This window comes from Roseibium aggregatum (assembly GCF_014692675.1).
GTDB classification, from domain to species: domain Bacteria; phylum Pseudomonadota; class Alphaproteobacteria; order Rhizobiales; family Stappiaceae; genus Roseibium; species Roseibium aggregatum_C.
Map to the genome: position 1 here is coordinate 24,394 of NZ_JABFCZ010000026.1, position 17,967 is coordinate 42,360.

General features: G+C 61.0%; 17 protein-coding genes. 4 read left to right on the forward strand and 13 right to left on the reverse strand.

Going from position 1 to position 17,967, the window contains the following annotated elements; genetic code table 11:
* Positions 1–51: 51 nt before the first annotated feature.
* From HK439_RS21210 to HK439_RS21235, 6 genes are all read right to left on the reverse strand, one after another.
* On the reverse strand, positions 52–432 hold the full coding sequence (locus tag HK439_RS21210; protein WP_190293482.1) for a hypothetical protein: 381 nt from the start codon (positions 430–432) through the stop codon (positions 52–54).
* Between the two features lie 182 nt (positions 433–614).
* Positions 615–1,934 carry an APC family permease gene (locus HK439_RS21215; RefSeq protein WP_190293483.1) on the reverse strand — a complete coding sequence of 440 codons (1,320 nt, stop codon included), beginning with the start codon at positions 1,932–1,934 and terminating at the stop codon, positions 615–617.
* 34 nt (positions 1,935–1,968) lie between these two features.
* Entirely contained in the window at positions 1,969–2,664 is a 696-nt protein-coding gene (locus HK439_RS21220) for a TVP38/TMEM64 family protein (RefSeq protein ID WP_209011973.1), read from the reverse strand.
* 700 nt (positions 2,665–3,364) lie between these two features.
* On the reverse strand, positions 3,365–3,766 hold the full coding sequence (locus HK439_RS21225) for a hypothetical protein (RefSeq protein WP_190293484.1): 402 nt from the start codon (positions 3,764–3,766) through the stop codon (positions 3,365–3,367).
* 215 nt (positions 3,767–3,981) lie between these two features.
* Complete coding sequence (locus tag HK439_RS21230) at positions 3,982–5,034, reverse strand: zinc-binding dehydrogenase (RefSeq protein ID WP_190293485.1); 1,053 nt, start codon at positions 5,032–5,034, stop codon at positions 3,982–3,984.
* 142 nt (positions 5,035–5,176) lie between these two features.
* The gene (locus HK439_RS21235; protein WP_190293486.1) at positions 5,177–5,695 is read right to left on the reverse strand and encodes a MarR family winged helix-turn-helix transcriptional regulator; all 519 of its coding nucleotides are present in this window, start codon (positions 5,693–5,695) and stop codon (positions 5,177–5,179) included.
* 196 nt (positions 5,696–5,891) lie between these two features.
* On the opposite strand from HK439_RS21235, the gene HK439_RS21240 reads away from it, so the two are divergent.
* From HK439_RS21240 to aliB, 3 genes are read left to right on the forward strand one after another with little or no spacing between them, the layout of a single operon-like run.
* The gene (locus HK439_RS21240; RefSeq protein WP_190293487.1) at positions 5,892–6,659 is read left to right on the forward strand and encodes an SDR family NAD(P)-dependent oxidoreductase; all 768 of its coding nucleotides are present in this window, start codon (positions 5,892–5,894) and stop codon (positions 6,657–6,659) included.
* 15 nt (positions 6,660–6,674) lie between these two features.
* Positions 6,675–7,457: a 2-ketocyclohexanecarboxyl-CoA hydrolase gene (gene badI, locus HK439_RS21245; RefSeq protein ID WP_190293488.1), complete on the forward strand. Its 783-nt coding sequence runs from the start codon at positions 6,675–6,677 to the stop codon at positions 7,455–7,457.
* Between the two features lie 54 nt (positions 7,458–7,511).
* Positions 7,512–8,684 carry a cyclohexanecarboxyl-CoA dehydrogenase gene (aliB, locus tag HK439_RS21250; protein WP_190293489.1) on the forward strand — a complete coding sequence of 391 codons (1,173 nt, stop codon included), beginning with the start codon at positions 7,512–7,514 and terminating at the stop codon, positions 8,682–8,684.
* Here the strand turns inward: aliB and HK439_RS21255 are convergent.
* The 7 genes from HK439_RS21255 to HK439_RS21285 all read right to left on the reverse strand — a co-directional run bounded on the left by HK439_RS21255 (position 8,667) and on the right by HK439_RS21285 (position 17,387).
* Entirely contained in the window at positions 8,667–9,479 is an 813-nt protein-coding gene (locus tag HK439_RS21255) for a phosphodiesterase (protein WP_190293490.1), read from the reverse strand. The two genes, aliB and HK439_RS21255, sit on opposite strands and share 18 nt — an antisense overlap.
* 45 nt (positions 9,480–9,524) lie before the next feature.
* Positions 9,525–10,412, reverse strand: coding sequence for a carbohydrate ABC transporter permease (locus tag HK439_RS21260; protein WP_190293491.1), 888 nt, complete (start codon positions 10,410–10,412; stop codon positions 9,525–9,527).
* Positions 10,409–11,308 carry a carbohydrate ABC transporter permease gene (locus HK439_RS21265; RefSeq protein ID WP_190293492.1) on the reverse strand — a complete coding sequence of 300 codons (900 nt, stop codon included), beginning with the start codon at positions 11,306–11,308 and terminating at the stop codon, positions 10,409–10,411. The genes HK439_RS21260 and HK439_RS21265 overlap by 4 nt, the downstream gene beginning before the upstream one ends.
* Positions 11,305–12,480, reverse strand: a complete 1,176-nt coding sequence (locus tag HK439_RS21270) for an ABC transporter ATP-binding protein (protein ID WP_190293493.1) — start codon at positions 12,478–12,480, stop codon at positions 11,305–11,307. Before HK439_RS21270 ends, HK439_RS21265 begins: the two co-directional genes overlap by 4 nt.
* Positions 12,481–12,556: 76 nt before the next feature.
* Positions 12,557–13,831, reverse strand: a complete 1,275-nt coding sequence (locus tag HK439_RS21275; RefSeq protein ID WP_190293494.1) for an ABC transporter substrate-binding protein — start codon at positions 13,829–13,831, stop codon at positions 12,557–12,559.
* Between the two features lie 322 nt (positions 13,832–14,153).
* Positions 14,154–16,214: an alkyl/aryl-sulfatase gene (locus HK439_RS21280; RefSeq protein ID WP_209011974.1), complete on the reverse strand. Its 2,061-nt coding sequence runs from the start codon at positions 16,212–16,214 to the stop codon at positions 14,154–14,156.
* A 480-nt stretch (positions 16,215–16,694) separates the two neighbouring features.
* Positions 16,695–17,387 carry a GntR family transcriptional regulator gene (locus HK439_RS21285; protein WP_190293495.1) on the reverse strand — a complete coding sequence of 231 codons (693 nt, stop codon included), beginning with the start codon at positions 17,385–17,387 and terminating at the stop codon, positions 16,695–16,697.
* A 247-nt stretch (positions 17,388–17,634) separates the two neighbouring features.
* Between HK439_RS21285 and HK439_RS21290 the strand changes: the two genes are divergently transcribed.
* Positions 17,635–17,943, forward strand: coding sequence for an antibiotic biosynthesis monooxygenase family protein (locus tag HK439_RS21290; protein WP_190293496.1), 309 nt, complete (start codon positions 17,635–17,637; stop codon positions 17,941–17,943).
* Positions 17,944–17,967 lie beyond the last annotated feature (24 nt).

Genomic DNA, 17,967 nt, shown 5'->3' on the forward strand with positions numbered 1-17,967 from the left:
AGTGACAAATCCGCAGCCGGCTTCGATGAACCGGCGCAAAACACAAGGATGTCAGGCTGTTATGGGAGGCTGGTCGGTACGGTAAAGAACAGTAGGGTGATAGCCGAGTTCTGATTGGTCTTCGGCCGGTTCGGATATCTTATGCACGGGCATTCGAACGGTTGCCACCAGCCCCAGACAATCCATGGGGCAATTCGACCCGTCGACCGGCGCTTTCGAACCGGTCAATTTCTCGCAGCAGTTCATGGTGCCATGACCATGGTCGGTCGCAGACACAATTCTCAGGTCCGTGGCTTCCCCGTGGTTCGCTTCCGCGGAGATGGCTGTCGGTGATGCAAACACGGCTCCCTGCGCCGCCATGGAATGGATGCCGGCAACGACAAGGATCAGGAGTGCTGTCAACAAACTGCGCATTCGCACCTGATAGCTCACGCGGACCAATAATGCCCTAACCGGCGCCTCACAAATGAGTGAGCGCCTCCTGCAAACCAGCCGAACAAAACTCCGGAAAGGACGATTTTGCACCGGCTAAAGCCGCCTTCTTCCTGGAGAAGGCCGGTCAGTAAATGATGCTTCCAGCAGGTGGAAGGTCAAGCGCTTTCTCGTGTGGCCGGCTAATGGTCCCCATGGTGGCCATGCTCGGGAGGTGCGCCGACTCGTGACAGAAACCCGTATTCGAACACGAAAACCAGGGCTATCCCGGCCACGGCCGCATAGACGATGAGCGGATCATCTTGCCATTTAAGAATTGCGAGGGCCGCCAGGACAACAAGATCGAAGACGATCGCGCAAATCATGATCCAGCCCGCCGCATTAATTTCGCGACGCAATGCCCGAAACACGCCCCAGTGGATCAGGATGTCCATGACGAGATAGAAAAAGGCACCCAGGGATGCGATCCGGCTCAGGTCGAAGAAGATGGTCAGCAGCGACGCGATCACCACGGTATAGACGAGCGTATGGTCGCGGATCCGGCCCGGCATGCCGAAATGGCTGTGCGGGATCAGCTTCATGTCGGTCAGCATGGCCAGCATGCGCGAAACCGCAAAAATGCTCGCGATCAGTCCGGATGCGGTCGCAACGATGGCCAGGAGAACGGTCAGGTAAAAGCCGACGGACCCGAGGGCCGGTTGAGCCGCCTCGGCCAGCGAATAGTTCTTGGTCTGGATGATCTTGTCGAGGGACAGGGACGAACCGACCGCCAGCGCGACCAGGAGATAGACGACCACGCAGATACAGATCGATATGACGATGGCCCGGCCGACATTGCGATGCGGTTCGGTAATCTCCGCACCGCTGTTGGTGATCGTTGTGAAGCCCTTGAACGCCAGGATCGACAGGGCGATGGACGCCACAAACCCGGCAATCCCAAAGTCGTCGCCCGTTCCGGTGGCCTCGAAGGAAATGCCGGAGGCCCACAGGGCGGCGACGCCGAACAGCGCGATGCCGGCGACCTTGATGACCGCCATGACCACCGAGAACAGATCGACCGACTTGTTGCCCGCGGCATTGACCAGGTAGGCAAAGACGATCAGCCCCACCCCGAGAAGGGCAGTCAGGATTTCCGACTGGCCGATATCAAGCCCGCGCAAGACATAGCTGGCAAAGGTCCGGGCGACGAGGCTTTCGTTGATGACCATGGACAGCGCCATCAGCAGGGCCGCGCCCGCGGCGACCGTCGAAGGACCATAGGCCTTTTGCAGGATCATGCCGATCCCGCCCGCCGAGGGAAACGCATTCGACATCTTGATGTAGGTGTAGGCGCTGAAGGCGGTCACAACCGCACCGGCGATGAAGGACAGGGGAAACCAGGGTCCGGCAAGCTCTGCGATCTGCCCTGTGAGCGCAAAAATACCCGCGCCGATCATGACGCCGGTTCCCATGGAAACCGCGCCGGGCAGCGTGATGCTGTTTTTCTGGTACTCCGAGTTCACCACCATCTCCCTCTTAAAGATCGATCTGCTTGGTTTAACGGTCATCAATCCGTCTTGTTCCCGGCCGTCGCCGCGCGACTTTACGGATTGCTCCGATCATGACCGGAACGAGTGTGATGAACCCCAGGCCGACAACGGTCCACAAGGACATCCCGAATTCCCCGGATGTGGCTTCATAGCCGAGGTGGGCCAGAATGAAGCTTGCCGGCAGGATTCCCGCGAATGTGGCCAGAGCGAACCGCCAGGCATGCAGGCAACTGAGGCCGGCGGCATAACTGATCATGTCGAAGGAGACGAAAGGCAGCAGCCTGCTGACAAACACGGTAGCCATGAGCGCATGCTGCGACCCCAGCAGCCCGGCATCCAACCTGTCGCCAAACCATTTCTGGATGACATCCCTGCCGAGCAAACGAGACAGGGCAAAGGCAATCATCGCGCCGAGTTCGGCTCCGATGACCACATACCCCGTCCCGAAATAATGTCCATATGCAGCCCCTGACGCCAGGGCGATGGGGGCACTCGGGATAGGGCTTGCGACAACGGCGACGGTCATCAATCCGACGATCAGGACCGGGCCCCACAGTCCGGCCCGACCGACCCAGGACACGAGGTTGTCGTAGGTCAGATGCCGTTGAATGTCTCCCCAGACGCCGGAATACCATGCAAGCAGCCCCGCGACGGCTATCACAGTCGCGGCAATAACAAGACGGTGAGTTGGATCCGTGGGCATAAGGGTCGCCTCAAGCCGTGTCGACGCCTCCCGGCATGAGCCTTCCATCTTCTCGAGTTCATGAATCCGATTTCCGGAAACTGTTCGATCACATGTGAATGGTCCAGGCGGTCGTGACCGATTATTTAGCCAGGTACTTCACGAGGGCGAGGATCGCCAGAACGACCAAAACGATAATGAGCAGCATCCACAAGCCGCCAAATCCAAATCCCATCATTTGCGCGTTTCCTTCCTGCAGCATGCCGACACTTCACGTCATCCGTTCACCCGGCCGTCGGAGACTTGATTTTTGAATTAAACATCCCGGAGCGGTATTCATCCGGAAGCCACCGCAGTGGCCCCGGAGAGGATCCAGGCCGCAAACCCGACCGCCCTCGACACGGCGACCGAAACGATCCCGTCCCGAAACCTTCCGTCAAAACGCTACACCTTCCGGCAGGTGGAAGGTCAAGCGATCGGGGCCCCGTTCATTCCATCCGGATTGAGTCCGGGTTCTCCTGACTGTTTTCCAGACCGGGAAGAAGCGAGAGATAATGAAGGCGTCGACAATCTCAGATTCGAGGAATGCCTGCATCGTGACGCGACTGACGGAACTGCTTAGGCGGTGTCGGCAAATTCATCTGCATCGGGCTCAACGGCCGCGACCATGCGGAAGAAACCGGCATGGCCATCCCGAGCGAACCGGACCAAGCCATACCGATTACCGGACGGATTCGCGCCAGGTCGAAGCGTAGTTCAGAAGACGGGTATCGGCTACGATCGCCACGTAGGAACGGTCATTTATCGCTTCAGGTTCTGATTTTTCACAAGTTGCCAGCAGCGCCGCACCGATACCGGTCCCGGTGGCTGACCCCTCGGATGATTCCACTGACGATCCCATCGCAGTCTGAAGCATCTCCAGAAACAGGCTGAACTCGCGGCCGATCGCATCGAGGCTGATGTTCAGGATATGGCGATCCAGCTGATTGACGGCCAGAATAGCGGTCAGCACCAGCAGCATGTAAGAGCAGGATTGACTGCCCTTCGACCAACTCGGGATCGATTTCGCTCCGGCCGCCTTTTCGCCCGGTCGGCCTGAACCCGGAACGGTATCGTCCGCCATCGCGCGATTGCCTACCCCCTTCAGCATCTCCCCGACCTTTGTTGGGCAACTTGCGTAAGAATTCAATAGAAGCACGGCCGTTTCACCCGCATCCGGGACCTCAGTGGAAGGGCGCCGGGACTGGTCTCAAAACCCGTTCCAGGGGCGAGTGTGAAACTCTGCACGAACATCCATCTGGTCAATGATCCGCGCGGCGTCCATGCGAGCTTCGTCTTTCATGCGCCTGCTCCCTGCGAGGCAGACGGATCCGCGATCCGCACGATGACCTTGCCGAGCCGGTCCGGCGCGGACAGCCGGTTGAGGGCCTCGGCGGCCTGTTGTAGCGGATAGACGCTGTCGATGGGCACCTCGAAGTGCCCCGCTTCGAAGCTGGCGATCAGCCGGCGGAATTCCTCGAAACTGCCCATGGTCGAGCCGTGCACCGAAAGCTGGCGGATGAACAGCCGCTGGAGGTCGGCACCCGGCTGCGATCCGGTGGTTGCCCCGCAAGTAACGAGGCTGCCGCCCCGGCACAGGCTGCGCAGCGACTGACCCCAGGTCGCCTCGCCCACATTGTCGACCACGAGATCGGCTCCCTGCCCGCCGGTCATTGCAAGGACCGCCTTTGCCACGTCGCCTTCACGATAATCGATCATCTCGAAGCCGGCCTTGCGGAAATGGTCGAGCTTCTGCGCACCGGTGGTGGTGAGGATGACGCGCACGCCTGCCATGCGCGCCAGTTGCGCCGCCGCGTAAGAGACGCCGCCGCCCGCCCCCTGGACGAGCACGACAGCGCCGGGGGTCAGCGGCACCTTGCCGAACAGCATTCGCCAGGCGGTCAGATAGGCAACCCCGAGAGCCGCCGCTCCATTGACGTCGGCCTTGTCGGAAATCGGCAGCAGCGATGTCTCCGGCATCACCAGGTATTCCGCCATGGTGCCGTCCCGGTGCTCGCCCGGGATTTTCGCCTTGACGCACAGCGGATGCTCGCCCGCCAGACAATAGCGGCACCGGCCGCAGAACTCATACGGGTAGACCACGACCCGGCGTCCCGGCGCCAGTTGCGTTTCGGCGCCGGCCGCGACCACCTCGCCGACGCCGTCCACGCCCATGACCTGCGGCAACTCGTGGGTGATGCCGGCGCCGTTATCGCGCATGTAAAGGTCGACCCGGTTTACCGAGGCGGCGAGCATGCGCACGAGCACCTCGCCCGTCCCCGGCTCCGGCCTTGCAACTTCTCGCACGACGGCGCCGTCCGGGCCCCGCTGTTCCAACACAAGTGCCAGCATGTTTTTCTCCCCCATCGCAGCCTCTGCCGTTGATTATTTAGGTCAATATATTTGCATAATAGGATCAATTTCGCCGAGCCGCCAAGACGGCATTCGCCCGGAAGCGCTCTGAACCGCCGGTATCACCCGCCCGAGCGCCGATCTAGCTCTCCTCGGAGCCTTGATCGAGCCGCTTCATGTTGGTGAGCAGCTTGTCGAAATAGTGGATGGCGTGGATCTTGTCGGTCGTGGAAAATCCCTCAAGGGCTGCGTCATAAAACGCCGCAATCTTGGCGCTCATGTCCCTGCGCCAGACATCGCGCCCCTTTGCCGACAGGCGGATCAGGCGGCTGCGGCTGTCGACGGGCGAAACCACCCGCTCGATCAGTCCCTGGGCCTCCAGACGCGACAGGACACCGGTAAGGTTCTGGCGACTGACCAGCAGGAAGCGCGTCAGGTCGCCGACCGAAATTCCCTCCTCCATGCCATCGCGGGCCAGGGCGCCGATGATCGCCCATTGCTGGGTGGTGATACGGGTCTCCTCCAGCGCGCGGGTGCCGGTTTTGTGCATGATATTGGCGCACTGATAGAGCCGGAAGAACAGCCGGTTCGCCAGATCGTCGATGTTTGTACCAGTGTCGGCGCCCGTACTCGCGCCGATGGAAATCTCTTGTTCGCTCATGGCCGCACAGTGCGTTCTTTTGCCGGACCGGTCAACGGTCAACCGCGGTGTTCGGAATTTTTAATGTCAATATCTTGACATATTATTGCGTCTCTTGTCTCATTCTCCCAACCAGCGGCGACGGGTGGAGGCCCATTGCAGTCCCGGCAGCACTCGCCGCACCCGGCAAAGTCGCACATGAAGGAGGAGACAGCCCGTGAAAGGCCTGAAGGAGAAAATCGTCGTCGTAACCGGCGGAGGCGGCGGCATCGGCGCGGCGACCTGCCGGCGCTTTGCCGAAGACGGCGCGCATGTGGTCGTCATGGACGTCAATGACGAGGCCGCACACGCCGTCGCAGACGGGATCGTGGCCGACGGCGGCCGGGCTACGGCAACCGTTGCCGACCTGACCGACTATGACGCGGCAGTTGCCGCGGTCGCCCGCATCGAGAAGGAAACCGGGCCGATCGACGTTCTGGTCAACGGCATCGGCTGGGACGTGTTCACGCCGTTCCTGAAGAGCGGACCGGACTTCTGGACCCGGATCATCGACATCAACCTGCGCGGCGTTCTCAACATCACTCATCCGGTACTGGCACGTATGGCCGAACGGGGCGCGGGCCGGATCGTCTCCATTGCCTCGGATGCCGCGCGCGGCGGATCATCGGGCGAATCCGTCTATGCCGCCTGCAAGGCCGGCATCATCGCGTTTTCCAAGACCATCGCGCGGGAACACGCCCGCCAGGGCATCACCGCCAATGTGGTCTGCCCGGGCGTCACCGAGACGGCGATGCTGGAAAAATTCATGGAAGCGGCCGGCGACAAGGAAAAGCTGCGCACCGCCTTTACCCGCGCGGTGCCCATGGGGCGGCTGGGCCAGCCGGACGACCTGCCGGGCGCCATCCTGTTTTTTGCAAGCGACGACGCCGCATTTGTCACCGGACAGGTCCTTTCCGTGTCCGGCGGCCTGACGATGCACGGTTGAGGGAGGAGAGAACCGATGGACTATCAGGACATTCTGTACGAGGTGAAGGACGGTGCGGCCTACATCACCATCAACCGCCCGGAAAAATACAACGCCTTTCGCGGCCAGACCTGCGAGGAACTGATCCAGGCGTTCAACCGCGCCGGCTGGGACAAGTCGGTCGGTGTAATCGTGCTGGCGGGCGCCGGCGACAAGGCGTTCTGCACCGGCGGCGATCAGTCCGCTCATGAAGGCCAGTACGACGGGCGCGGCACCATCGGCCTGCCGATGGAGGACCTGCACTCCATCATCCGTGACGTGCCGAAACCGGTGATCGCCAGGGTCCAGGGCTTCGCCATCGGCGGCGGCAACGTGCTCGCGACGATCTGCGACTTCACCATCGCCGGCGACAAGGCCGTGTTCGGCCAGGTCGGACCGAAGGTCGGTTCGGTCGATCCGGGCTTCGGCACCGCCTATCTGGCGCGGATCGTCGGCGAAAAGAAGGCCCGGGAGATCTGGTACCTGTGCCGGCGCTATTCTGCGCAGGAGGCCCTGGACATGGGGCTGGTCAACACGGTGGTTCCGAACGACGACCTCGATGCCGAGGTTGAGCGCTGGGTGGCCGAAATCATGGAGAAGAGCCCGACCGCGCTGGCGATCGCCAAACGCTCTTTCAACATGGACACCGAACACCAGCGCGGCATCGCCGGCATGGGCATGTATGCGCTCAGCCTCTACTACGACACCGAGGAATCCCGGGAAGGTGGCAAGGCGTTCAGGGAAAAGCGCAAACCGGACTTCCGGAAGTACCAGCGCTGACGCTGCGCGGGCTTTCCGCGTCTCCCGTAAGGCTTTCCGGACAAGGACTGCAGCATGAAAACGGTTTTCGACACCGAGGAACTGGAACCGGTCCGCGATCTGGCGCGCAGGTTCGCGCAGGAACGGGTCGCCCCCGGCTACATGGAGCGGGAGAAATCGGGCCGCTTCGACATGGCGCTGGTGCGCGAAATGGGCGGCCTGGGCCTGATCGCGCCGGAACTGGGCGAACAATACGGCGGCCTGGGCGCCAGCCACCTGTGCTCCGGCCTCATCATCGAGGAAATCGGCAAGGCCGACTTCACCTTCAGCTATGTGTCCCTGCTCGCCTCGCTGAACGGCCAGATCCTTTCCGCCAACGCCAGGCCGGAGGTGGCAGAGGAATGGCTGCCCGGCCTGATCGCCGGCGAACACCTGCTTGCCATTGCGCTGACCGAACCCAAGGGCGGATCCGACGCCGCGAGCCTTGGGCTCAAGATGGAACGCGACAGCGACGCTTACATCCTCAACGGCGAGAAGACCTCGATCTCCGCCAACCAGGTGGCCAAGGGCGTCATCACCTTCGCCCGAACCGGAACGGCCGAGGACCGCGCCCGCGGCATCTCGGCCATTCTGGTGCCGCTCGACCTGCCGGGCATCACCACCTCCAAATTCTCCAACATGGGCCAGAATTCCATCGGCCACGGCTCGATCTGGTTCGACAATGTGCGGGTGCCGGCGAACCATCTGCTCGGCGAGGAAGGCAAGGGCTTCGTGCAGGTCATGCAGGGCTTCGACTTCTCCCGTTCGCTGATCGGCCTGCAGGCGCTCGGCACCGCCCGCCAGAGCCTCGACGAGACCTGGACCTATATCGGCGAGCGCCGGGCCTTCGGCAAACCGCTGAGCGCCTACCAGGGCATCACCCATCAGCTTGCCGACTTCGACACCAGGGTCGAGGCGGCACGGCTTCTGAGCCTGAACGCGCTGTGGCTGAAAGACCAGGGCCTGCGCCACACCGCCGAGGCGGCGATGACCAAGTGGTGGCCACCGCTGCTTGCCTACGAGGCGATCCACGCCTGTCTCCTGATCCATGGACACGCCGGTTATTCCGACGCCCTGCCCTTCCAGCAGCGGCTGCGCGACGTGCTCGGCCTGCAGATCGGCGACGGAACCGCGCACATCATGAAAAACATCATTGCCCGCGAACGGGCGGGTCGAACCGCCAACGCTGCCTCAGAAAAGATCCGGTGACAGCACCAGGTGGCGGTCGATGTAGTTTTCCATGTGGACGACCGTCGCCGTGTCGTCGCTGAGGACGACGGCGAGCTGGCCGGGGCCTTCCCGGCGCGGAACGAACCCGGCCGAGCGTTCCTGCGTCGGCGCACCCAAGGTCGGTTCGATGTTGTAGTGCCCGCCGGCGATCGTGCAGAAAGGCACGCCCCTGAAGTTTCCGGAAACGCTCATATGGACGTGGCCGGAAAGGACATAGCGGATGTTGCGATTGCCGCTCACCAGTTCGGCGAAGGCGTCGCCGTTTTCCAGGATGATGCCGTCGGTCGGAACGCCGAACGGTGTGATGTTGTGATGCATCACGATGATCACCGGCTTGCCGGCGGCCTCATTGAGCTGCTGTTCCAGCCATGCAAGCTGCGCCTCTTCCAGGCGCCCGCCGGCCTGTCCCGGAACGGAGGTGTCCAGCACGATGACCCTGTGGCCATTCCGGTCGATGACATGATCGATCTTGCCGGTCTGTTCATTCACGTGATCTTTGCCGAAGTGGTCGGCGAAGACCTCGATACTGTCGTGGTTTCCAAGTGTCAGGACGGGTGCTTGCGCGAACTTTGCAAGCGATGTCTGCAGCCGTTCGTAAGCCGCCTTCTCACCACGGTCGGCGAGATCCCCGGCAATGACGATCAGGTCCGCATCGGCATGGCGCCGGTTTACGAAGTCGATGCCGGTTTCCAGCCGTTCGGTGGTATCGAGACCGTGCGACAGGTCTCCCTCCGGCACGATGTGAAGGTCGGAGAGCACGATAAGCTTGAGCATTCTGGTCTTGCTTCTTTCTGGAGAACGAGCGGTGTGGATATGGGATTACCCTTTGATCCCGCTCATGGTGATGCTTCGGATGAAGAGACGGCGCGCGAACAGGAAAATGACCACCATCGGCAGGGTCACCACGGTCGCGGAGGCAAAGGTGCGGCCGTAGTCATTGTCGAACTCCGACTGGTACTGCAGCATGGAGAGCGCCGCGGTCATTTTCTCCTGGCTCTGCACGACGATCAGCGGCCAATAGAGGTCGTTCCAGTGGGCAACGACGGAGAACACCGAAAAGGCTGCGACGGCGGGAATGGCCGCCGGCAGGATCAGGCGCAGGATGATCTCGATTTCGCTGAATCCATCCACGCGGGCCGCGTCGATGATGCTGTCCGGATAGTCTTTGAAAAATTGCCGGAACAGGAAGATCGCGAACACCGATACGAAGAACGGGAACATCAGCGAAAAATAGGTGTCCAGCAGGCCGACCTTGACCAGCCCGAGATAGATCGGAATGGACGTCACGTTGATCGGAATGGTCAGCGAGGCAACGACGAAGCCGAACAGGATCGTCGACCCCCTGAACTTCAGTTTCGCCAGCGCATAGGCCGCCGGCACCGCCGTGACGAGCTGCACGACCAGGATGCCGGCGCAGACGATGAAGCTGTTTGCCAGGAAGGTCAGGTAGGGCTGATCGAAGAGCACGCCGTAATAATTGACGTCCCCCACGAAGGTCTGGGGCCAGAAGTGGAAGCTTGAATCATAGACCTCATCAGCGGGCTTGAGACTGGCCGACAGCATCCAGACGAAGGGAAAGATAATAAGCCAGGCCCCGAGGAACAGAAAACCGGTTCCGACGCCATCCCCCAGCGACTTCGGCTTGAATGAAGCGAGGAAGCGCAGCCACGAGGACTGCGGCTTCTGGATCGAAGTGGTCACGGTCATGCTTGGGTTCTCCTGCGATCGCCCAGCCGCGTCTGCAGCCAGGCGACAAGGAACAGGACGACCAGGAAGACAAGCGACAGGGCGCAGGCATAAGCCATGTTGAAATTCTCGAAGCCTTCCAGATAGGCGAGATAGAGATAGACTTCGCTCGCCCGGTCCGGCCCGCCGTGGGTGAGCACCGCGACCGTGTCGAACAGCTTGAAGGCCGTGACCAGGGTGTTCACGGATACGAACAGCGAGGTCGGCGCCAGCAGCGGCCAGGTCACCTGGAAGAAACGGTCCAGCGGATGGTCCGCCCCGTCGATGCTCGCAGCCTCGTAGAGGTTCTGGGGAATGACGGTCAGGCCTGCCAGAAACAGCACCATGTTGAAACCGATGATGCCCCAGATGGAAACCATCGCGATGGAGATCAGGACGATATCCCCGTCGCCGAGCCAGTTGACTTTGTCCAGGCCGAGACCGACCAGCATGTTGTTGATCGCCCCCTGATTGCCGTCGAGCAGCGCCCGCCAGACCAGGGTCATGGCGGTCAGCGTCGACGTTACCGGCATGAAATAGAGGACTTCCAGGATCGATCGGAACCGCCGGCGCCGCTGGATCGCGATGGCGAGCACCAGCGGAAGGAAAAACGCGCCAGGAATGAAGATCGCCGCATAGATCAGCGTGTTCTTCAGCGCTTCGGCAAAATGCTCATCGGTGAACATCTGCTTGTAATTGTCCAGACCGACGAAATCGAACCCGTCGTAGACCAGCGAATAGTCGGTGAAGCTGATCACGAAGACAGCAACGATCGGCAGGACATAGATGAGCAGGATCAGCACGGACGCGGGTGCGGACAGCAGGTAGGCAAGCCGCCGCCGTCCGCCTTCCTGCCTCGGGAGAGCAGTCGGGCTCATTGGGCCGCCTCGCTGGCCTCTGCGACGATCGCCGCATCCCTGAGCCGCGCGCCATCGGCGTTGAAGAAGAGCAGGTTGTTCGCGTCGAAGCCGACGTGCAGGGCCGTATCGAGGCTGGTGCCGGACAGCAGGTCCGACGTCTTGGGAAGCCGCATGCGGAACCTGGTCTCCGGCAGGGCATCGAGGGTGCCGTGAAGCAGCACCTCGTGCCCCAGGTCCTCGGTCAGGTGACGGGTGAAGCCCAGTTTGAAATCGGTCGACACGTCATGCCGGTCGACCAGGCGGGCGGCTTCCGGACGAAGGGCGAACAGGGTAGACCCGTCCATGTTCACCGCACGTCCCGGAACCATCTCGGCACCGAGCCGCGCGATGCCTGACGACACCTCCGCCGGCAGGATGTTGATTTCCGGAGAGCCGATGAACCGGGCGACCGCGACGGAATGCGGATCGGCATAAAGCGCGCTCGGTGTCGCCAACTGCAGCAGCTCTCCCTTTTCCAAGAGGGCCACCCGGTGCGACATGGTCATGGCTTCGGTCTGGTCGTGAGTGACATAAACGAAGGTCAGGCCCGTGCTCTGGTGCAGCTCGGTGATTTCCTTGCGCACCTCGACCCTGAGCTTCGCATCCAGGTTGGACAGCGGCTCGTCCATCAGGAACAGTTTGGGATGGCGCACCAGCGCTCGGCCGAGTGCAACGCGCTGGCGCTGTCCGCCCGACAGCTCCGCAGGGCGGCGGTTCAAAAGGTGCTCGATGCGCAGCTGTTTCGCGACCGCCTCGACTTCGGAAGCAATTACCGGCCGGAGTGCGCGCGCGCTCGGGCTGATCCTGTTGAGGAGCGGCAGGCGCGCATGCAGCGGCAGGCGTGCCATGATCAGCAGCATCGAAATGTTCTGCGCCACACTCATGTGCGGATAAAGGGCGTAGTCCTGAAAGACCATGGAGATGTTACGGTCCTTCGGAGAGGCCGCGTTCATCACCCCGCCGCCGATCAGGACCTCGCCACTGTCCGGCGTTTCCAGCCCGGAGATGATCCGCAACAGGGTCGATTTTCCGCATCCGGATTCACCGACGAGCGACAGGAATTCGCCGTCGGCGATCTGAAAGGACAGTCCCTTCAGCACTTGCGTATTGCCGAATGACTTTCGGATGTCTCTGAGTTCCAGACCTGCCACCGCACGCCCCTGTCGTCTTGAATGAGGAAAAGGCAGGCGGGCTCAAGCCCGCCTACCGGAGATTTTCTGGGACCGCTTATTTCTGCGACAGCTTGACCGCGATGTCCTTGAGCTCGGCGGCGCCGTCTTCCGGAGAGGTCGAGCCTTCCATGACGGACTTGATGACCGAACGCTGTTCGCTCCAGATCTTCTGGTTCTGGGTGCCCGGGTAGCCGTACCAGGGTCCTGCGCGGTCATACTGCTTGATCGGCGTCGCGTAGTACGGGTTTTCCGCGTAGAACTTGCCCAGGTACTCGTCGTCGAGCGTCTGGCGATTGGTCGGCAGGTAGCCTGTGATCTGGGCGGCGACCTGCTGGCCGCGCGGACCTGTCACGAACTTCAGATATTCCCACACGGCGGCGATCTTTTCCGGGTCCTGGGTGGTGATGATCGCGGCATTGCCGCCCGTCGGCAGCGTGCCCTTCTCGTCGTTCCACACGGTGAACGGCGTGGAGCGCAGCTCGAAGGCATCGCCGACGCGTTCCTGCATGTCACGCGCACCCGCCGGAGAAAGACCCCAGATGCCCATCTTGCCTTCGGTGAAGGCGGTGAACTGGGTGCCACGGTCCTGGTCGGTGCGTGCGCCGCCGTCAGTCACGAGACGGCGGGCCATCTGCATGGCTTTCACGGCATGGTCGTTTTCGTCGAAAACCACTTTCTGGCCGTCTTCGGAAACCATGGCGCCGCCCTGCATTTCAATGAGCGTCTGGAAGCCCCAGTCGTCGCCGTTGATCATCCACATGAACATCGGCGTGATGTCGTCGCCAAGCGCCGAGATCTTCTTCGTGGCGGCGAACAGGCCGTCCCAGTCTTTCGGGAAGTTGTCCGGGTCGAGGCCGGCCTTACGGAACAGGTCCGCGTTGTAGTACCACTGGATGACGGAGGCGTTGAACGGCATGCCGTACTGCACGCCGTCGACGCGGCCCAGGTTCAGCATGTTGTCGGTGTAGTTGAGCTCTTTCCAGCCTTCGCCTTCCGCCTTGATCAGCGGCGCTAGGTCGACGATCTGGCCGCGCTTGGCCATGGCACGAGCCAGGGCCGGCAGCTGGTTATAGGCTTCGAATGCACAATCCGGCAGGGTGTTGGTCGCAGATGCCCGCATCATCTTCAGGTGAGAATCCGCATAGTCCTTGGCAGGAGCGGCGTACTTCACCTCGATCTCGTCCTGCATCTCGTTGAATTCTTTCATCAACGGTTCGTGCTGGCGGGTCAGGTGACCGGAATTCGTCAGGCAGGTGATGACGGTTTTTGCTTCGGCAGCAACGACACTGACGCTGACCATAAGCATTGCAAGGGTGAGTTTCTTTAGCATGTCTTCAAGACCTCGTTTCGATAGTCGACTGACGGCGCGAAAGAGGACCCGCGCTCTGTCATCGTCAGAGGCGCCGCGTTGCCGCAGGCACGAAGAGGCTAAAACCAAGTTTGAATGACACTCGGGTGACAAGGTCGGGGCGAAGGAACCTGTGTCACGAAACCTTTGCACCAAGTGGGGGATTTGGTGCGATCGGATTGCATCCCGCCTGAGTTGGACGGACCTCGGGCTCAGGACTCAAGAACCGAACTGCCCGAAAAAAATCGGGCGGCACAGCCGAATACGCCATGCCGCCCGTCACGCTTTTTTCTGATTGCGCCTGTCAGCCGCCGGCGGTGTCGGCCGGTTCGGGCTGCTGGAACGGGTTTACCAGCCTCTGAACATTATATCCGCCTGTACCCGGCATCATTTCAAAGCCGAGTTCGAACTGCACCAACGTCGACTTCAGTTGTTCATAGACGTTGCGATCTCCCTCGAGTTTGGCTTTGCCGGAGGCGATCTGGTCGTCGAAGGTAGCGGCTCCCATCATCACCGGCTCCAGGTCGGCCCGGTTTATGGTCACCGTCAGATTCGGATTTTCCGCCTGCTGGTCCCTGATGTTCGTCAGCGTACCATTGCTCATTTCGACGACGAATTTTTCACCATTGTCGGGCGTAACGAGATTGATTGCGAATGCCATGCCTTCGGCCTTGCGGCTGTCCGTCCGCACGCCAAGGAAATCGAGCCAGAGCTCGGTCGTCATGGCACGGATCATGTCCGGACCGGAGGACTTGGGCGAGGTACCCTGCGGAATACCGGAGCGCAGCTCGTAGGCCGCGGCCAGGAAACTGTTACGCACGCTCGGGCTTTCCTGCTGGTAACCGATCTGCTCGAAGACGTCTGCGAGAAGATCCTTGGCGGCCTCGTTGTTCGGTTCGGCATAGACGAGCTTGTTCAGGATTTCCTGGGCCAGCTTGTATTGGCCCTGGTCGTGCAACTCCTTGCCCTTGGCCAGGATCTTTTCAGCCCCGCCCATCATCTCGACATAAAGCGGAGCCGAGTCCTCCGGCGAGAGCGGGATAAGCGTCGTCGGATTGCCGTCCCAGTAGCCGAGGTAGCGGTTGATCACAGCGCGGCTATTGTGTTCGACCGAACCGTGATAACTGCGCGCCGACCATTGCTTCTGCAAACTTTCGGGCACCTTGTAGATGTTGTGGATCTGGTTGATGGTCACGCCCTGGTTGGCCAGGAAAAGGACGCCATTGTTGAGATTGGCGTAGGTGTCGCGCTGCGCGCGCATGACTTCCTGGATGCGGTCGTTGCCCCAGCGCGGCCAGCTGTGAGACGCGAACATCACCTCGGCATCCTGGCCAAAATGGTAGAGCGCTTCGTTGATCTGCTTCGACCATTCAAGTGCATCACGCACCAGCGCACCGCGTAGAGTGTAGATGTGGTGAATCGTACCGGTGATGTTTTCCGCGGCCCAAAAGGCCTTCATGTCCGGAAAATAGGTATTCATTTCGGCAGGAGCTTCGGTGCCAGGGGTGTTCTGGAAGACCATTTTCACGCCGTCGACCGTCAGTTCCTCGAAATCGTCCTTAATGATGACATTCGGCTCGATCAGCCCAAGATTGCCTGCCGCCGTATTCTTGCCGATCGACTGGTCGACATGGCCGTAGGGGCTGCGCGGCAGAAGGACGCCATACTGGAAGAACAAGCGGCGGTTCATGGCGTTACCGGCGTAGATGTTTTCTGCGACGGCATGGTTCATGAAACCGACGGGTGCAATCACCTTCACCTTGCCCGATCGCACATCGGCCTCTTCGACGACACCGCGGACGCCACCGAAGTGGTCGGCGTGGCTGTGCGAATAGACAACGGCGACAACGGGCCGTTCGCCGAGTTGCTCGTTGATGAACTTGAGGGCGGCCGCGGCCGTTTCCTTGGCCGTCAGCGGATCGAAGACGATCCAGCCGGTGTCGCTCTTGATGAAGCTGATGTTGGCGAGATCATAACCGCGAACCTGGTAGATCCTGTCGGGCAGCACCTCGTACAGACCGTAGTTCATGTTCAGGATGGCCTGGCGCTGCAGCGAGGGATGAATGCTGTCGAAATCCTTGCCCTGCAGCAGCCATTCGTAGCTGCCCATATCCCAGGCGACGTGCCCGGCCTCGGCCATGATCTGCGTGTAGTCCGGCGCAGCTATAAAACCGCGCTTCTGTTCCTCGAAGTCGCGCTCGTCGTCAAACGGCAGGCTCTGGCGTTGCGCGTTCTGCAATTCGACGGTGAACTGAGAAGGCATCTTGCCCTTGGGATGGAAATGTTTCCCTTCCGCGGCCGATTTGTCGGCAACGACGCCCACGCCCCCGGCTCCAAGGGCTGTGGAACTCGTCAACATGGTCATCAATGACAACGCCGATGCGATCGCACCAAAGACACGCGCTGCGTGCCTGGCTCCTCGTCTGTCATTCATCCCCTTTGGCATGCATTCCTCCCTAACAGTCAACTAATCCCGAAACAATTGCATTGCTCCGGAACAAAAGCACATCAGCGCCCCATAAAGACGCGGAACCGATCCTCGACTTACGCCTCCCCTAAGGCTCCTTGGGAAAAGTCATGCCAATTCCGATCCGACTGTAATTCTACGTTTTTCGTACCGACTGTCCAATTGATCAGTATCAAACTTTAGGTGAAGTTTGTAATCGCCAGAAAGGCACCTACGTCACCCAATTTGCTTCGGCATTTCAGGAGACCAGTGCGACGACGGCCGCCACTTCGCTCAATTCGTAAGCCGGCAATGCATCCAGGCGTCCATGCGGATCATGACCCTACGGATGACGTGGATCGCCGCATCGAACTCTTGCAGATCGTCGCGGTCCTGACCCTAGATATCCAGCCGGATCCGGTCGCCGCGCACGATGGCCTCGGTCACTTCAAGCGGTTTCCGGTCGACACTGACGTTCAGGCCGAGCAGGACGAAAAGAGGCTGCTGGCGCGGGATTTCCAGAAGATCCGTTTCCCGCTCGCTCGGCATCCGGACACGCACCATGGTCCGGGTGCGGAAATAGTCCTCGATCCCGATCGCCGCGTAGGCGTCGGCGATCTCGCCGATTTCCTCCACGCGTTTCAGGATATCGACGGGAACCGACGGGTGAATGAAGTGATGGCCGAGCGCGATCGGAAGCCCATCGGCAATCAGCAGGAACTCGATGAAGGGAAGCTTTTCCCGCAGGGAAACGCCCAGCAACTGCGCCACATCCGGCGACGGCCGCTTTTTCTCCAGGGTCTTGAGCACCTTGATGCGCATCCGCGCACCCGATTCCTGCAGGCTGATGTGAATACGCGTCCGGCTGGTGATCGGGTACGGCCATTCCCGCCCCCGCACAACCGATCCGCTGCCCTGCCAGCTCGTGATCAGCTGCCTTTCCTCCAGAAGGCCGAGCGCCTTGCGGACCACATGGCGCGAGACGCCGTGGTCTTTCATCAGGGCTGACTGGGAGGGGAGTTGCGCGCCGGGGGCAAGAGCGCCGTCTTCGATCGTCTGCGTCAAAACCCGGGCGAGCTGTCGCGCGTCCATTCTAAAATCCACTTTCCGATGGGCTGTTTCATCAGGCGATTGGGCCAGAAATATCTTTAGACTTCAGACATGTCAGGACCATGTCTGATGTGCGCAACGTCCCGCAAGTGCTTGGCGGACGTGCCATTCCTCCGCTACCATCCTTTCCTGCCCGCCCCGCAGACAGAATGCAGCGCGGGGCCGGCAGCAATCATCCGGGCCGTCGCATCTGGCCCGAAACCAACTGACAAGGGATGGAACGACGATCATGATCCGTGAAGTGGCAGAACTGCGCATCAAGGAAGGCACCGACGCAGAATTTCAGGCGGCGGTCGAAAAGGCTGTCCCCCTGTTCAAGGCCGCGGAAGGCTGCAGCGGAATGCGCCTGGAAAAGGTCATCGAGACGCCGTCGCTCTATCGCCTCATCGTCCAGTGGGCGACCCTGGACGACCACATGGTCAAGTTCCGCGGCTCCGACGACTTCCAGAAATGGCGCGCTCTTGCCGGTCCCTTCTTTGCCGAACCGCCGAGCGTGGACCACTGCGAAACCTGTGTTGCCGGCTTTGAGGCCGAATAAGCGGCCACCATCGAGCGCGGAAAA

Excerpts from the sequence above, each read along its gene's own strand:
- HK439_RS21220 (WP_209011973.1), bottom strand. The coding sequence starts at position 2,664 with ATGCCCACGGATCCAACTCACCGTCTTGTTATTGCCGCGACTGTGATA.
- HK439_RS21225 (WP_190293484.1), bottom strand. The coding sequence starts at position 3,766 with ATGGCGGACGATACCGTTCCGGGTTCAGGCCGACCGGGCGAAAAGGCG.
- HK439_RS21230 (WP_190293485.1), bottom strand. The coding sequence starts at position 5,034 with ATGCTGGCACTTGTGTTGGAACAGCGGGGCCCGGACGGCGCCGTCGTG.
- HK439_RS21235 (WP_190293486.1), bottom strand. The coding sequence starts at position 5,695 with ATGAGCGAACAAGAGATTTCCATCGGCGCGAGTACGGGCGCCGACACT.
- badI (WP_190293488.1), top strand. The coding sequence starts at position 6,675 with ATGGACTATCAGGACATTCTGTACGAGGTGAAGGACGGTGCGGCCTAC.
- aliB (WP_190293489.1), top strand. The coding sequence starts at position 7,512 with ATGAAAACGGTTTTCGACACCGAGGAACTGGAACCGGTCCGCGATCTG.
- HK439_RS21255 (WP_190293490.1), bottom strand. The coding sequence starts at position 9,479 with ATGCTCAAGCTTATCGTGCTCTCCGACCTTCACATCGTGCCGGAGGGA.
- HK439_RS21260 (WP_190293491.1), bottom strand. The coding sequence starts at position 10,412 with ATGACCGTGACCACTTCGATCCAGAAGCCGCAGTCCTCGTGGCTGCGC.
- HK439_RS21265 (WP_190293492.1), bottom strand. The coding sequence starts at position 11,308 with ATGAGCCCGACTGCTCTCCCGAGGCAGGAAGGCGGACGGCGGCGGCTT.
- HK439_RS21275 (WP_190293494.1), bottom strand. The coding sequence starts at position 13,831 with ATGCTAAAGAAACTCACCCTTGCAATGCTTATGGTCAGCGTCAGTGTC.
- HK439_RS21280 (WP_209011974.1), bottom strand. The coding sequence starts at position 16,214 with ATGACCATGTTGACGAGTTCCACAGCCCTTGGAGCCGGGGGCGTGGGC.
- HK439_RS21285 (WP_190293495.1), bottom strand. The coding sequence starts at position 17,387 with ATGGACGCGCGACAGCTCGCCCGGGTTTTGACGCAGACGATCGAAGAC.
- HK439_RS21290 (WP_190293496.1), top strand. The coding sequence starts at position 17,635 with ATGATCCGTGAAGTGGCAGAACTGCGCATCAAGGAAGGCACCGACGCA.